The following is a 15103-nucleotide window of genomic DNA, read 5'->3' on the forward strand; positions in this document are numbered from 1 at the left end:
AGTACACCTCCGTTATTGATAAGATAATTGTACCAAAATGTACTTAAAAGGCAAGTTAAAAAGTAGTCTTTAAAGGATGTTTAAACAAAACCAACTTATCTGCCATGCTAGATTTTAAAAACAAACAACGGAACAGGAGCAGCTTCTTATTTTTTGAAGCCAGATACCCCTGTCCCGATTTTATTTATGTTCTCTTATAAAACGTTTCTAGTTGTGTTACTTAGTAATGTTTCGTAAGCTTGTTCAAATTTCTGAACGTCGCCAGCACCCATAAAGACCACCACTGCATTTTCAAAATCTAGTAAAGGCGACACATTATCTTCGGTAATTACTTGTCCACCTTTTTGAATTTTTTCACCTAAATCTTCAATGCGTACCTCGCCTTGTGTTTCACGCGCAGAGCCAAAAATATTACATAAGAATACTTCATCTGCTAAATCCAGTGCTTCAGCAAATTCATCCATTAAGGCAATTGTTCGTGTAAATGTATGCGGCTGGAAGACAGCAATAATTTCTTTATCAGGATATTTTTGACGAGCGCCATCAATCGTTGCTTTAATTTCAGCTGGATGGTGTGCATAATCATCAACAATAATCATGTCACTGACTTTTTTCTCACTAAAACGACGTTTCACACCTTTAAAACTTAGCATTTCTTCTGCGACTTTTTGCATATCAAGTTTTTCAAAATAAGCCACAGCAATCACACCTAGCGCATTCATGATATTGTGATGGCCAAATGCTGGTAAGACAAAATGACCTACAAAATCATCCTTGTGATAAACATCAAAAGATGAGCCTTCCGTTGTTCGTTGAATATTTCGTGCTTGGATATCATCCTCTTCACTGACGCCATAATAATAAACTGGCACTTCTGATTCTAACTGACGAAGATACTTATCATCACCATAAGCAAAAATTCCTTTTTTGACTTGATGAGCCATTGTTTGGAACGCTGAAAAAACGTCCTCAATGCTCTTGTAGTAATCTGGATGATCAAAATCGATATTCGTCATAATCGCATAATCTGGTGAATAAGCCAAGAAATGACGGCGATACTCACACGCTTCAAATGCAAAGAAATCAGCATCTGGTTCGCCGTGGCCAGTGCCATCACCTATTAAATAACTAGTTGGATTGATACCACTTAATACATGTGCTAGCAAACCAGTCGTACTTGTTTTCCCATGTGATCCTGTTACAGCAATGCTTGTATAGGGTTCGATAAAACGAGCAATGAAATCGTGGTAACGAATTACTTTTGCGCCTAATTCGATGGCGCGGGCGATTTCCTCATGGGTATCTGGAAAAGCATTTCCAGCAATAACAATCATGTCTTTATCAATATTATCTGCATTAAATGGTAAAATAGGGACACCTGATTTTTCAAGATCCCGTTGTGTAAAGAAATACTCTTCTACGTCTGATCCTTGAACGTTGTAGCCTTTTTGGTGTAAGACCAACGCTAATGAGCTCATGCCAGAACCTTTAATTCCGACAAAATGGTATAATTTGTTCTCTTGATTTCCCATTATAATCCTCTTCTCTGTCACTATATAAAACATACCTTTTTTAAAAAAATTTCAATCATACGAGATTCATTATCGTATAAAACAAAAAAATAATCAACTATTAAAACAGAATAAAAAACTTACATGTTTCAAATCCACATGCAAGTTTCATCTCTTAACTAAAATATTTACTGTTTTCTAATACAGAACTTGAATCTTCTAGCATCCCACTTAATGGTTTATCCAAGATGCCCTTTTTCTTCTCTTCTGTCACAGGTGCTTCCGGCTCCACTTGAGCATTCGCTTTAGCTAATTTTTTCCCATAAGCAGTTTGACTTTTAGCATTTTTCTTTGCGGCATTCAAACGGGAACGCGAACGTAAATCTAACGCATCTTCGCCAAAACGTTCTAAGTCTGGTTTGATTTGTTGATATTGTCGTCTAGTTAAAGGAATCTCAGGTTCTGAGGTTGGAATATTAAATTTCCGCACCGTTGGATCTTCTTCCGTATCTTTCACTTGAAAAGCCGTTGGTTCATCATCAAGAATGACATATGAACGACGATCTTTTTTCATTGCTTTTAGCAACTCTTCTTCAGTAAAACTAGGTTCCTGTTCCTCAGGAATCACAGAAGCCGGGATATATTTAGGAACAAAATAAGAAGGTGTCGTTTTTTGCACTAATGGTGATGCGGCAGGTCTACTTGGTTTCGCTACGACTTCTTTTTTTTTATACGTTTGTGTCCAGCCATTTCCTTTTGGTGTCCCAAAAAGGCTATTATTTTTTTTCGTTGCTTGTTTATTTTTCGTTGCTTTACTAGCATGTTTTGTATAGTCTGGCAAATTAGAACGATGACGTGCTAATTGCTCTTGTTGTGCTGCCGTTAATTGTTGTGTTTGTTTATTTGTAGTTGATTGATTCGTTGTTGGTTGTTGGACGGATGGTGTGCTTTGTCTAGTATCTTCGGCAGATGTTGCAGTTCTTCTGCTACCAGACATTGCTTTACCAATCAGATCATCTTGAAATAAGTTACGTTCATTATCTGTTGGTAATTTTACGCCCTGTTCATCATCATAAGCTGGAAAACGGAAATGTTTTCTCTTCACTTGAGCATTATCCATTGCGGTCATTCCTTTTATTTTTCTTTCTCATTAGTTTAACACATTCTCAATGAATACTAAAGAACTTGCCTGAATTTTTAAGAGAACAAAAAAGAAACCTCTGTTTAAAAAGGTTTCTTTTTCTGTTTATTTATCTAGTTGTAATTTGGCAAAGTCCGCTTTGATTTGGATGAACGACTGAAATAATTGTAAAAACTGAAAGAGCCGCGCCCGATTTTCAAATTCATTTCTTGTTTGCGGCAATGGTTTTGTGCGATAGGTTTCATAAACGTTCTTAATTCGATTCATAATTTCTTGTCCATCATTATTCTCTGCAAATGTTTCTGCCGTATATTCCAACAATTGTTGAATATAGCGAACTTGTTGCGCATCAACAGTAATATCTTCTAATAATTCCAACATGTTTTTTAGAATATTACTTTGCATTTTTCTCATCGCAAAGTACTCTAAATAGTACGTATTGGTAGACAGCAATTGATTCTCGGCATGATTTTTGGCCCACGTCTCGCCTGTGCGAATAAAGGTTTTTAAATCTGCACAATACATGACCAAATTTCGCTCTCCTGCAGCGTTGTTTAAATGTAGCGCCATTTCCCTTAAAATTTTACGAAACATTGTTTCAATGACTTCTTGGTCTTCTCTTAAACGTTTTTCTGTATCAGGCATATAAGAATTAGCTAATAACGCTAGTCCCACACCAATACTCATTAATAAAAACTCATTTCCAATAATCGCCCAAGAAAGATTTTTTTCGACTAAATAATGAGTTACCAAAACGGAACTCACAACAATCCCATCAGATAATTGAAAATACACAGCTGCTGGAATAAATAATAACAAAAAAATACCAAAAGCAATCGCTGTAAAACCTAAAAAAGTAAAACAAATATACGCTAAAATAGTTGCTAAAGCTAAGGATAACAAACGATAAATTCCTGTCATGACAGATGTTTTTTTCGTGCTAGTAACACTTAAAACTGAAATAATCCCTGCCGAAGGGGCATAAAGTAATCCCAGTTTTTCCGCAATAATCATTGCTAATGCAGCGCTAATGGCTGTCTTGACTGTTCGTAAACCAATTTTCATGCATACTCCCCTTAAAAAATAATAATTCTTCACTTTTCTCTAGTAATTTTACCTCTATTTCGGTTATCATTAAAGAGAAAAGTTATTTAGGAGCGAATATTTATGATAGTGGGTCGATTTCGTTTAGGCATGCGAACGTTAAAAACAGCAATTGCTGTCATGCTGTGTATTCTTTTATTTCAATTTTTCCATCGTGGCTCACCTATGATTGCCTGTTTAGCAGCTGTTTTTTCGCTAAGACAAGATTTAAATACCAGTTTGTCTTTTGGAAAATCGCGCATTATTGGAAACACATTGGGTGGCTTTTTAGCTTTGCTTTATGTATTAGCACAAGATTATTTTCCTAATCAAAACTTAGTAGAATTAATGCTACTACCACTTTTAGTCATTATCGTCATCGTTGTTTCTGATGGGATTAATAACAATGCTGGAATCATTTCTGCAACTGCGACACTTTTAATGATTTCTTTAAGTATTCCGCAAAGCGATTCCTTTCAATATGCAATGGAACGTGTGTTGGATACATTCATTGGGACCTTTATAGCGATTGGTTTAAACGTCTTTTTACAACCTAAGCCAGCAGAAGAAGCCCATGAAATTTCTGAAGATTTAGCTGAATTAGAAAAGAAGGAAAAAGAACTAGAAGCTTTACGCCAACAAGTTCAAGCGCGGATTGCTGCAGAAGAAAACACTGACGACAAGGCAAATAAATAAAGAAACAGCCGATTGAAGAGAAGAACAATCGGCTGTTTCTTTATAGTTCCCAATTCGTTTTTGCTTGAAAGTTGGCGGCTGCGCCAATCAAGTTGGCATCATTTTGATAATGGCAGGTCACGATTTCTGGAACAAAATCTTTTAATTCAAAGGTCTGTAAATGCGTTAGCATCCGGCGATTAATCTCTGCTAATAAGCCTTCTTTAGCAGAAACACCGCCTCCAAGTACAATCATTTCAGGATCATAAGAAAACTGTAATCCGAATAATCCTTGTGTTAAATAATCATAAAAATTATTGACTTCTTCGCGAGCAACCTCATCCCCTCGTTGTGCCAGTTCAAAAACTTCTTCTCCTGTCACCGCCTGTTTTTCGACTCCAATTCGTTCACAATAACGCTGAGCCATTTTGACAGCTGTGCCAATTTCACTGAATGTTTGGCCATTACTTAAAAAGTTCAGTCCAAACTCGCCTCCATATAAATGAGCACCTTTGTACAATTCGCCATTGCGAAAAATCGCTCCGCCAATTCCTGTCCCAATAACGACAAAAAGCACTTCTTTTTTCCCTTTCGCCGCGCCTTCATATATCTCAGCTAAACCAGCACAATTCGCATCATTTTCGATAGTCACTGGTAACCCAAACAACGCTTCTAATTCTTCATAAATGTTAAAATGATGAATATATGGAATGGCGGAAATCCCTAAAATCTGTTGACTTTTTTCGTCAACTACTCCAGGTGAACTAAAAGCAACACCACTAATCGACTCATTTCTTTTGTCTGCATAAACCGAATATAAATGCGCTTTCATTTCTTCCCAAGAGCCAGGTGTTGGAAAGCTCCCTTGATTTGTTAATTCTTTGCCTGTCCAAACGCCGTATTTCACGGAAGAACCGCCAAGATCAAATGCTAAAATTGCCATATTTATCCATCCTTTTCTACTTCTGTTTTCTTATTTCTTCGATACGTATACGGTCCATGATAGGTCTCATCAGGATTTTTCGTCAAGCGAAATTTCAATGGAACATAGTCAATGCCGCCTTTAACAAAAGGATGACATCGTAAAATCCGTGCTACTCCCATCGTTGTTCCTTTGACACTTCCATGTGTATGAATTGCATCAATCATATATTGTGAACACGTTGGGTAATAGCGACAACGTGCAGGCAATCCTGGAGAAATAAATCGTTGATAAAAACGAACACCGCCGATTAACGGATTTTTCATAAAGTGCCTTCTTTCTAACTAATTCTTACTAAAGAATAGCTTGTTTTTTCATGTTTGGCAAGTCCTAGTTACGAGAAATCACACCAGGTGCACCTATTACGAATTCTTACATTTCTGTTGCTATCCAAATGAAAAAAAACGTGCTACACTATAAAAAAAGGAATGGAGGCTTAGTAAATGGGATTAAAATTTGAACGTTCCAATGACTTAGATAAACTCTTCGATTCTTTCGCCGTTGATCCATTAAAGAAAGAAGTCCCTCTTGAAGAACTGGCAAAACAACGACAAGAAGCAAAAAAAGAAGAAGCAAAAAAACAAGCAAAAGAGTAATTTTGCTTGTTTTTTTCTATAGAAACTTTTCAATTGCTGTCCAAGCTGCTTCTTTTCCTTCTTTTGTTTCAGAAGAGAAAATAATAAAGTCATCTTGTTTATCAAAATTCAAGGCTTTTTTGATGACACTCTCGTGTTTGTTCCATTTGCCCCGCGGAATTTTGTCTGCCTTAGTTGCCACAATAATAACTGGCAAATCATAGTATTTCAAAAATTCATACATTTGGATATCATCTTGGGTCGGCGGATGACGTAAATCAATTAAAGAAACGACTGCACGTAATTGCTCACGTTGCGTGATATACGTTTCAATCATTTTTCCCCACTTCGCACGTTCTGTTTTAGAAACTTTGGCATAACCATAGCCAGGAACATCCACAAAATGTAAGGCATCCTCAATTAAATAAAAGTTTAGCGTTTGCGTTTTACCAGGTTTGCCTGAAGTTCTTGCTAAATTTTTACGATTAATCAAGGTATTAATAAAAGATGATTTCCCAACGTTCGAACGTCCAGCTAAAGCAATCTCCGGTAACTGAGATTCAGGATATTGTTTAGGGGATACCGCACTAATCACGATTTCTGCATTATGTACGTTCATTGTTTTCCTCCGTTCTTCTATTCAGTCTTTCATTCAAAAGCTTAACAAAAACAGCTCTTTCGGAGATCCGCCGAAAGAGCTGTTTTCAGCTTCAATCTTATACAGCTTCTTTATCTTTTTTGTTATAAATAATTGTTGGTTTACCGGTACCTTCAGCTGCCATTTTAGTAATGATAACTTTTTCAATACTTTCATCTGAAGGAACATCAAACATTACGTCCATCATAATTTCTTCAATGATTGAACGAAGTCCGCGTGCGCCAGTATTACGTTCAATAGCTTTGGCTGCGATGGCTTTTAATGCTTCTGGTTCAAATTCTAATTTAGTGTCATCAAGAGACAATAATTTTTGATATTGTTTCACCAAGGCATTCTTCGGTTCTGTTAAAATTCGAACTAAATCATCATTCGTTAATTTATCAAGCGCAGCCATTACAGGTAAGCGTCCAATAAATTCTGGAATTAAACCAAATTTCAATAAATCTTCTGGAATAATATGTTGCATGATGCTTTCTTCTTCATTTAAAGCAGAATTAGTTTTACCAAAACCAATAGTTTTTTCGCCTAAGCGGTTTTTAACAATAGTTTCAATTCCATCAAATGCTCCACCAACGATGAAGAGAACATTCGTTGTGTCAATTTGGATAAATTCTTGATGTGGATGTTTGCGGCCCCCTTGTGGTGGTACACTTGCAACTGTTCCTTCAAGAATTTTTAGTAAGGCTTGTTGAACACCCTCACCTGAAACATCTCGAGTAATCGAAACATTTTCACTCTTACGGGCAATTTTATCAATCTCATCAATATAGATAATGCCCTTTTCCGCACGTTCAACATTATAGTCAGCAGATTGTAGTAATTTTAAAAGGATATTTTCAACATCTTCCCCTACATAACCTGCTTCTGTTAAACTGGTCGCATCAGCGATCGCAAAAGGTACATTTAATGTTTTTGCTAACGTTTGAGCCAAGAAAGTTTTACCTGAACCTGTTGGTCCAATTAAACAAATGTTACTTTTTTGCAATTCAACGTCATCTTGAGTTGCAGCTGTTTCTGATTGATTCACACGTTTATAGTGATTGTAAACAGCAACAGAAAGTGTGCGTTTTGCACGTTCTTGTCCAATAACATATTCATTTAAAACATTTAAAATTTCTTGGGGTTTTGGCACATCCGTTAATTCTCGGACTGCTTCATCATAAAATTCTTCATCAATAATCTCTTTACATAGATCAATACATTCATTACAAATATAGACACCCGGACCAGCAACAATTTTTTTTACTTCTTCTTGTGTTTTCCCACAAAATGAACAACGAACGGTCCCGTTATTATCCGTATTGTCGTACATGTTCGTCACCCCTCTAAAAATCAAAAAATGACTGTCATCACAGTCTCTCATCATAATAGCACAAACCACTTTAAAATGCGAACATCTCAGATAGAAAGTTTTATTGTTCTTAGACTTCTTATGGTATACTACATTATATAAAAGCACTTTCATAAAAAGTGATTGTGTTGAAACAAATTGGAGGAATTGTGATGTTAGAACAAATTTTACTAGGTACCTATACTCGAAGAGCCAGCCAAGGCATTTATAAAATTGCATTAGATACGACACAAGGTCGTTTAACAGAAGCGACACTTTTGTTAGAAGAAACGAGTCCTACCTATCTTGCTCTGAGTCAAAAGGGCGAACTTTTTAGCGTCACTAGTGTTGACGGTGAAGGTGGCACTGCCGCTTATCAACCAGAAATGGACCATTTTAACTTATTGAATAAAGTAACTGAGGAAGGTGCGCCACCATGTTATGTAGCTGTTGACGAAAACCGACAACTTGTCTATGCAGCAAATTATCACCAAGGTATCGTTCACGTGTATCGTATCTTAGAAGATGGTTCTTTGGAAGATGCTGACAAAGTGATTCATACAGAGCCAACTGGTCCTCATGAAAACCAAAACAATGCCCATGTTCATTACACAGATTTAACACCTGATCAACGCTTAGTCGTCTGTGATCTAGGAACCGATCGTGTGTATACGTATAATGTTAGCTTAGATGGAAAGCTTTCTGAAATCGCTCAATTCGTGACTGAGCCAGGGACTGGTCCACGTCATTTAGTGTTCCACCCAACAAAATCATTGGCTTATCTATTTGGTGAATTAGATAGCACTGTCTCAGTTCTTTCATATGATGAAACAGATGGTTCTTTCACTGAATTACAAAAAGTTTCTACTTTACCTGCTGATTATGATGCGTTTAATGGTGGTGCTGCAATTCGTATTTCTTCTGATGGCCGTTTCCTTTATGCTTCAAACCGTGGCCATAACTCGATTGCTGTCTATGCTGTTTCAGAAAACGGCGAAGCGATTGAACGAATTCAATTAATTTCAACAGAAGGCGATATTCCAAGAGATTTCGATTTAGATCCTTCTGAAGATTTCGTTGTTGTCGCTAATCAAGACTCTGATAATTTAACACTTTATCGTCGGAACCAAGAAACTGGCTTATTAGAAATGATTCAAAAAGATGTTGCCGTTCCCGAATGTGTTTGTGTTTTATTTGTATAATTAAGTTGACTATTTCCTTGGAAAATAACAGGAGTCAGATGCTAAATAATTTTTGCATCTGACTCCTGTTTTCTTATTTTAAACGATGGATTGTTTCTCTAATTCTTTAACGTATAGATAAAAAGAGCCAAAGTCTAAGCGATTCATTTGTAAAGATTCATGAATTTTTGTGAACCCTTTACTTTCGAAAAATCGAATCATTCTATGGTTTGTATGATTAGTTTGAGCATACATTTTACGTCTTCCTTCCCAGACTGCCCGTTTCTCCAATTCATGGAACAATAAACTGCCATAACCCTTGGCAATATAATTAGGCGAAGTTGCAAAGCGCTTTAGCCAAACAAAGTCTTGTTCCTGCTCCATACAGAACGTTGCCATTGAAAAAATCATTTCTTCGTGCACTAACAAATACAATCGTTTTTTTGTAATGTCTTCTTGGATATCTCCTTGAGAAGGATAGTCCTTTGTCCACTGTGTAATGCCCACAACGTCCATGTATGCCTTTACTTCTGTTAAAAATTGAAGAATCATCGGTAACTCTTTCTCATCAGCCACTCTAATTTTCATTGTGTATTCTCTTAATAAGGTAACAATAGAATCGACAAGACAATCACACTAATAATGCCAATGATGGTCGGTACACTCGTCCGTTTTAAAATTCTGATGGGACTAACTCCTACTGTTGATGCGACAATCATGACAACTGCTGCTACAGGAGAAATCGTTCTAGTTAAATTCGCGATCATCTGCATTGGCAAGGAAATTAAAATACCATCAATCCCAGCTTTTTCGGCAATCCCAGGGATTAGTTCGATAACCGCATAAAACATTGCCAGTCCACCACCGCTTAAAATTCCAAAAAGGGTCGTTGCACCGCTGAAAATTAAGGTCGTAACGATTCCTGCTGAACTTGACGCTTCGACAGATGCCATAATACTATCAATAATTCCTAACGTTTGAATCGCAGACGTGAATAATGAACCGCCTACGACAAGCATCACGACTTGACTAAACCCTTGCCCCATTCCTTTAAACATCTCGACAGCCGTATCTTGAACCTTTTTAAAAGATTTCAAGCGAAGCGTCTCAACCAATACCGCAATGAAGAAAGAAATAAATGTAAGAACAAAAATATCCATCGTTATTCCTTTGACAAACATTCCTGCGATTCCCACTCCAACAATTAATAATAGCGGTAATATTGGCAATATTGCATAAAATTTAGGAACATCAAATTCTTTTTGTTTGCTTAAGCCTTCTTCATTTAATGAGACATAGGCAGCCTCACCTTCTTTTTTATCGCAGTATTTTTGCCAGAAGTACTGTGCAACCGCAATGATTAATAACGATGGCAGCGAAATTTTGGCATTCCATACAACATAATTTAACACATCATAACCAAGGGTATTTGCGGCGATTACGTTATCCGCGCCTAAAGGTGTTGGCATGATAGTTGCCGTCATTGCAATCACACCTGCAGCAGTTAATGATGAAATCCCCATGCTGGCTAGCATCGGATATAATATAGACATTAAAATAATCGCTAAGCTTGATGCACTAGGAACTACTAGTGACATTAAATTTCCAATTAAAAAGACCACAGGGACAAATAACGATTTACGTTTAATCTTCATTAATGGTTTCACCAAAAAGTTGACAGCCATCTGATTGGCCCCGATTGCATTCATATAGCCTGAATAACCAAAAAGAATCATAATTACAATTCCTGCTGAACTCACTTGTGCAATAATTGTATCTTTAAACTTCAAGAAAATATCAAATAATCCAAAACCGGTTCCTTCTCCTGCAGGATAAATAGGATGTCCTAACATCCATGCACAGGCAAGTAGAACAAGCGCACCAATAATTAAACTGAGTGCGGGATGATAATTTTTTACAATCAAATAGGCTACAGCAACTAAAACGACCAATACCAATAAACTTTCAATCATACTTATCCTCCTTCAGTTAATTAACCGCTTTCATTTTTTCGACAACCCATTTTTGAAAAGCTTCAACATTTACATCTATACAGGCAACGGCATTCGTGTTTTTATGATACTTCATTTTTAAATCTGCAACAGTAGCTCCCGCAGCTGGACCTTCCAAAGCAACTTCAATGAACGTTTCAGTTGTCTCAAATAATTCTGGTGAAGTTAAATAGGCAATCGCGCAGACATCATGCATTTTCAAACCTGTAGTTAAACTGCCGCCTCTATAATGACGGAAAAGACCATAAAACATTTCCCCCACTCTTCCAAGCGCTCTGATGGCTGTTACTTCATGATTCGTTAACACAGCTTGACTTGTAACATCTAATCCTACCATTGTTAGCGGGACACCTGATTGGAAAACAATTTGTGCAGCGTGTGGATCGACATACGTATTAAATTCGGCACTTGTATTTGTATTTCCCCTTGCTAATGAGCCACCCATCATGACGATTTCTGCAATATTTTCTTTGACTTCTGGATAGAGGGTCAGTAACAAAGCAATATTCGTTAATGCAGCAATTGGAACAATGGTCAAAGGAACATCACTAGACAAAATTTCTTTTCGCATAGCTTCCACTGCATGAATATCTAAACACGTAGAGATAGGTTGCGGAAACTCAAAGCCATCCATGCCAGTCTCCCCATGAATCTCAGCAGAATCTTCCAATTGAATAAGTAACGGACAATTACACCCCTTGGCTACAGGAACCTTTTTCCCAAAAAAATCGACAAGTTTCAAAGCATTATTTGTTGTTTTTTCTACATCTACATTCCCTGCAACCGTCGTTATTAAGCGAACTTCTAGGTTAGGATGATTCAGTGCAATCGCTAAAGCTACAGCATCATCAATTCCTGGGTCCGTATCAATAATGATCGGTCTTTTCTTTGTATCCATTTTTCTTCCTCCATTCACATTCAGGAAAAACATTTCCGGAAACGTTTTCTTAATTTGAGATTAACAGCGCTTTCATTAAAAGTCAAGCAGAATTTCTAAATAATAAATAATTAGGCTTTTTCTTGACTTTCTGCTTTTAGAATGCTTACTATAAAAAAGAGTTCAGTGAAAGGACGAAAATGATGAATATTAAAGATATTGCAAAATTAGCTGGCGTTTCCGCTTCAACTGTATCCAAAATTATAAATAATAAAGATCAAACTATTAGTAAAGAAACCCGTGAGCGTGTCTTAAAAATCGTTCGAGATTACAACTACACACCTTACTCAGCAAATCTCGTCACAAATAGTACTACAAAAACCTTCGTGTTATTATTAAATAGCCATGAAACTTTTGAGGCTTGGGTTACGAGCTTTATTGATAAAGCTCAAGAAAATGGCTATAGCTGCTTGATTTTAAATAGTCACGGTAGTTTAGAACAAGAACTGAAAAATATTACCTCGCCAACTTTAAAACAAGCCAGTGGCATTATTTGGGACCCAATCAATGAAAACAGTAAACAATACGCGAAATTTATAGAAGAATTAACGATCCCTTACTATTTCGTCAATCACTCAACTAACGAATTGCCTTCTCTAGCGGGGCTTTATGAAGAAGCTAGTTATGTTTTAACCCAAGAATTATTACAGAATAACCATAAAAAAATTAGTTATTTCGTCACTAACCCAAAATATAAAGAAGCAATTATTGCAGGCTATAAAAAAGCCTTGTTTGATGTCAATTTACCCTTTAGTAAAGAAAATATTTTAACTACTATCCCTGCTGATTTCAGTAATCAGCTTATCACAGATGGGATTACGGGTATCCTTACCGATGACTATACCCAGGCTGTTTTTTTGGAACAGCTTTTAAAGCAGAGCGGTTTACGAACCCCCGATAATTACTCTTTACTCGCAATTAAGCGAAAAATTGATCGTTCATTTTTACCTGATCATATTTCTTCCGTCTTGTTAGATACAGAGACGTTTGGCAGCCAGTTAGCCTTGTTATTGCTTAACAAACGCAAAGAAAAAACAGCCTTGATTAATGAGGCTGAAAAATTGGTGCTAGATCACAAAAATACATTAGGCGTGTCTAGTGTTAATCCACATAGCAAAATGATTGTAGTGGGTAGTTTAAACGTTGATAATTATCTGTATTCAACAAATTTACCACATAACGGCAAAACAAATTTTCTGTCTAGCTATGCTAAATTCCCCGGCGGAAAAGGATTAAATCAAGCTGTTGGATTAACCAAACTGGGCCATCAGGCCACCTTAATTGGTTGTTTAGGCTCAGACACAGATGCGAATTACTTATATAAAGAATTAGAAAAATACCACGTTACGACAGATGGTATCACACGTATTCAAGATACTGAGACTGGTCAAGCTTATATTTATGTTGAGACAAGCGGCGACTCCATGATTTCAATCTTACCTGGTGCAAACACAGCGCTTACGCCTAAAAAAATCGCACAGCAAAAACACCTATTTATGGATGCCAGTTTTTGTCTCATTCAAACAGAAATTCCTTTGTCTGCTGTAGAGAAAGCTTGTGAAATCGCCCAACATTCAGGGGTACCGATTATTTTAAAACCAGCTGCTATTCATCATATTCCAGTGAATATACTAGAAAAGGTTGATTTTTTCATTCCCAATGAAGATGAATTATTGGAACTTCAACCAGATACTGGTACATTAGAAGAGAAAGCGGCGTACTTCTTAGAAATGGGCGTAAAAAATGTCATTGTTACTTTAGGAAAAAAAGGCGTGTTATTAAAAACACCCCAAGTGTGCCACTATTTCCCTGCAACAGAAAATATAGCTGTGGATAGCACTGGTGCCAGTGACAGCTTTATCAGTGCGCTCGCCTCCTATCTTTCGAAAGGTTATCCGACTGAAGCATCCATTCAAATAGCAATTCAGGCTGCAGGATTTTCAGTTTCTAAAGAAGGGGTGATTGATTCTTTAGTTGATCACGTTACTTTGGAAAATTATTTGATAAAAAAAGAACCCGCTCTCTTTGCTCATCGTAACGAGGTCAGGACAGATTTCTAAAAGGCTCAACAGAGACAACTGATTCCATGAAAAAAACAAATAAGAAGGAATTTCCAAAAATTCGCATGAAACATACTAGAATTGAAAAAGCCTAGTGTTCTTTAATTTGGGCAGGCCCATTCTTTCCCCATGTAAATACATTGCTTTCAACTGTTCCTTTTTTGCAGTGAAATAACTCAATTCTTAGTAATTTTCATGTAGAGATTGATGTGATTCGATCCTTGCCTCTCAAAGTCCTAATTGCGACGAGTAATCATAGAGCAATCTTCGTCGTAAGTACTTCTGTCCCCACCGCTTATCAGTTTTTAAGCCTGGGAAAAAAATCACTTTGGATTTTTTCCCAGGCTCGTTTTTATTTTACAAATATACAGAACCACTTTTACGGTATTAATCTCCAGTGTTATCAATTTCTATACATTAGGTTACTCATCTATTAAAAAAATTTAGTGAGCGCCTGGTTATTAAATGACAGACCTTTGTCTTAGTACTACAAGTATTAAGCATTTTTATTACTTTTTTATTTAATAACTTTTATAATAAAAGAGAAATTATTTTTAAGGAGTGAGTCCTATAAAAACCCAGGATGCTATAAAAAAATATCTACTGTCAAAAAAAACACAAAAAAAGTTGGCTGTTTTTTTATATTTGGCTAAACAAACCAATCTTAATTTGTCTAGCGTTGCAAAAACATTCGATTTGTCCAATAAAAATTTATCAATCTATCTTCATGAAATCCAAGAAGACTTAGCCGAAATTAATGAAAGTACCTTAAAAATCCAAATAAATCATGGAAAAATTTCGTTACATACGTCTGAAAATGATTTTCTTTCTCATTATTTCTTATTGTTTAACTATTATTGTTTAAATTCTACTGACTTTATTCTTTTCCAAGCAATTATCAAAAAAGAAAACAATTCTGTCTGGAAAGGGAGCGTCAATAATTTTGTGTAAATAAATT

Annotated in this window: 14 protein-coding genes and 1 pseudogene; 5 read left to right on the plus strand and 10 right to left on the minus strand. The window is 36.4% G+C overall.

Annotated elements, in window-relative coordinates:
* Positions 1-194: 194 nt before the first annotated feature.
* The 3 genes from murC to HMPREF2810_RS01730 all read right to left on the minus strand — a co-directional run bounded on the left by murC (position 195) and on the right by HMPREF2810_RS01730 (position 3717).
* The gene (gene murC, locus HMPREF2810_RS01720; RefSeq protein ID WP_010715304.1) at positions 195-1532 is read right to left on the minus strand and encodes a UDP-N-acetylmuramate--L-alanine ligase; all 1338 of its coding nucleotides are present in this window, start codon (positions 1530-1532) and stop codon (positions 195-197) included.
* 154 nt (positions 1533-1686) lie between these two features.
* The gene (locus HMPREF2810_RS01725; protein ID WP_002360064.1) at positions 1687-2640 is read right to left on the minus strand and encodes a hypothetical protein; all 954 of its coding nucleotides are present in this window, start codon (positions 2638-2640) and stop codon (positions 1687-1689) included.
* A gap of 117 nt (positions 2641-2757) precedes the next feature.
* Positions 2758-3717, minus strand: a complete 960-nt coding sequence (locus HMPREF2810_RS01730) for an aromatic acid exporter family protein (protein WP_002419923.1) — start codon at positions 3715-3717, stop codon at positions 2758-2760.
* Positions 3718-3819: 102 nt separating this feature from the next.
* Here HMPREF2810_RS01730 and HMPREF2810_RS01735 point away from each other — a divergent pair, with 102 nt between their 5' ends.
* Positions 3820-4431, plus strand: a complete 612-nt coding sequence (locus HMPREF2810_RS01735) for an FUSC family protein (RefSeq protein WP_002366855.1) — start codon at positions 3820-3822, stop codon at positions 4429-4431.
* Between the two features lie 40 nt (positions 4432-4471).
* On the opposite strand, the gene HMPREF2810_RS01740 is transcribed toward HMPREF2810_RS01735, so the two are convergent.
* Together HMPREF2810_RS01740 and yidD are read right to left on the minus strand one after the other, a co-directional pair.
* Positions 4472-5353 (minus strand): ROK family protein, encoded by an 882-nt coding sequence (locus tag HMPREF2810_RS01740; protein WP_002365792.1) that lies wholly within the window; start codon positions 5351-5353, stop codon positions 4472-4474.
* Positions 5354-5355: 2 nt separating this feature from the next.
* Positions 5356-5658: a membrane protein insertion efficiency factor YidD gene (gene yidD, locus HMPREF2810_RS01745; protein ID WP_002357157.1), complete on the minus strand. Its 303-nt coding sequence runs from the start codon at positions 5656-5658 to the stop codon at positions 5356-5358.
* A 177-nt stretch (positions 5659-5835) separates the two neighbouring features.
* On the opposite strand from yidD, the gene HMPREF2810_RS01750 reads away from it, so the two are divergent.
* Positions 5836-5988, plus strand: a complete 153-nt coding sequence (locus HMPREF2810_RS01750) for an SPJ_0845 family protein (RefSeq protein WP_002362024.1) — start codon at positions 5836-5838, stop codon at positions 5986-5988.
* A gap of 16 nt (positions 5989-6004) precedes the next feature.
* On the opposite strand, the gene yihA is transcribed toward HMPREF2810_RS01750, so the two are convergent.
* Positions 6005-6586: a ribosome biogenesis GTP-binding protein YihA/YsxC gene (yihA, locus tag HMPREF2810_RS01755; protein ID WP_002357155.1), complete on the minus strand. Its 582-nt coding sequence runs from the start codon at positions 6584-6586 to the stop codon at positions 6005-6007.
* A gap of 97 nt (positions 6587-6683) precedes the next feature.
* Positions 6684-7937: an ATP-dependent Clp protease ATP-binding subunit ClpX gene (gene clpX / locus HMPREF2810_RS01760; RefSeq protein ID WP_002357154.1), complete on the minus strand. Its 1254-nt coding sequence runs from the start codon at positions 7935-7937 to the stop codon at positions 6684-6686.
* Positions 7938-8128: 191 nt separating this feature from the next.
* Between clpX and HMPREF2810_RS01765 the strand changes: the two genes are divergently transcribed.
* Complete coding sequence (locus HMPREF2810_RS01765; RefSeq protein ID WP_002366856.1) at positions 8129-9157, plus strand: lactonase family protein; 1029 nt, start codon at positions 8129-8131, stop codon at positions 9155-9157.
* A gap of 78 nt (positions 9158-9235) precedes the next feature.
* Here the strand turns inward: HMPREF2810_RS01765 and HMPREF2810_RS01770 are convergent, their stop codons facing one another.
* The 3 genes from HMPREF2810_RS01770 to rihC are packed head-to-tail and all read right to left on the minus strand — an operon-like array spanning position 9236 to position 12079.
* Complete coding sequence (locus HMPREF2810_RS01770; protein ID WP_002407510.1) at positions 9236-9724, minus strand: GNAT family N-acetyltransferase; 489 nt, start codon at positions 9722-9724, stop codon at positions 9236-9238.
* Between the two features lie 11 nt (positions 9725-9735).
* Entirely contained in the window at positions 9736-11109 is a 1374-nt protein-coding gene (gene dcuC / locus HMPREF2810_RS01775; RefSeq protein WP_002419926.1) for a C4-dicarboxylate transporter DcuC, read from the minus strand.
* A gap of 16 nt (positions 11110-11125) precedes the next feature.
* Positions 11126-12079, minus strand: a complete 954-nt coding sequence (rihC, locus tag HMPREF2810_RS01780; RefSeq protein WP_002383111.1) for a ribonucleoside hydrolase RihC — start codon at positions 12077-12079, stop codon at positions 11126-11128.
* A 146-nt stretch (positions 12080-12225) separates the two neighbouring features.
* Between rihC and HMPREF2810_RS01785 the strand changes: the two genes are divergently transcribed.
* On the plus strand, positions 12226-14145 hold the full coding sequence (locus HMPREF2810_RS01785; protein ID WP_002419927.1) for a PfkB family carbohydrate kinase: 1920 nt from the start codon (positions 12226-12228) through the stop codon (positions 14143-14145).
* A gap of 561 nt (positions 14146-14706) precedes the next feature.
* Positions 14707-15078 (plus strand): annotated as a pseudogene (locus tag HMPREF2810_RS01790) (transcriptional regulator); the annotation flags it as partial.
* Positions 15079-15103 lie beyond the last annotated feature (25 nt).

This window comes from Enterococcus sp. HMSC078F03 (assembly GCF_001811595.1).
Classification (GTDB): domain Bacteria; phylum Bacillota; class Bacilli; order Lactobacillales; family Enterococcaceae; genus Enterococcus; species Enterococcus faecalis.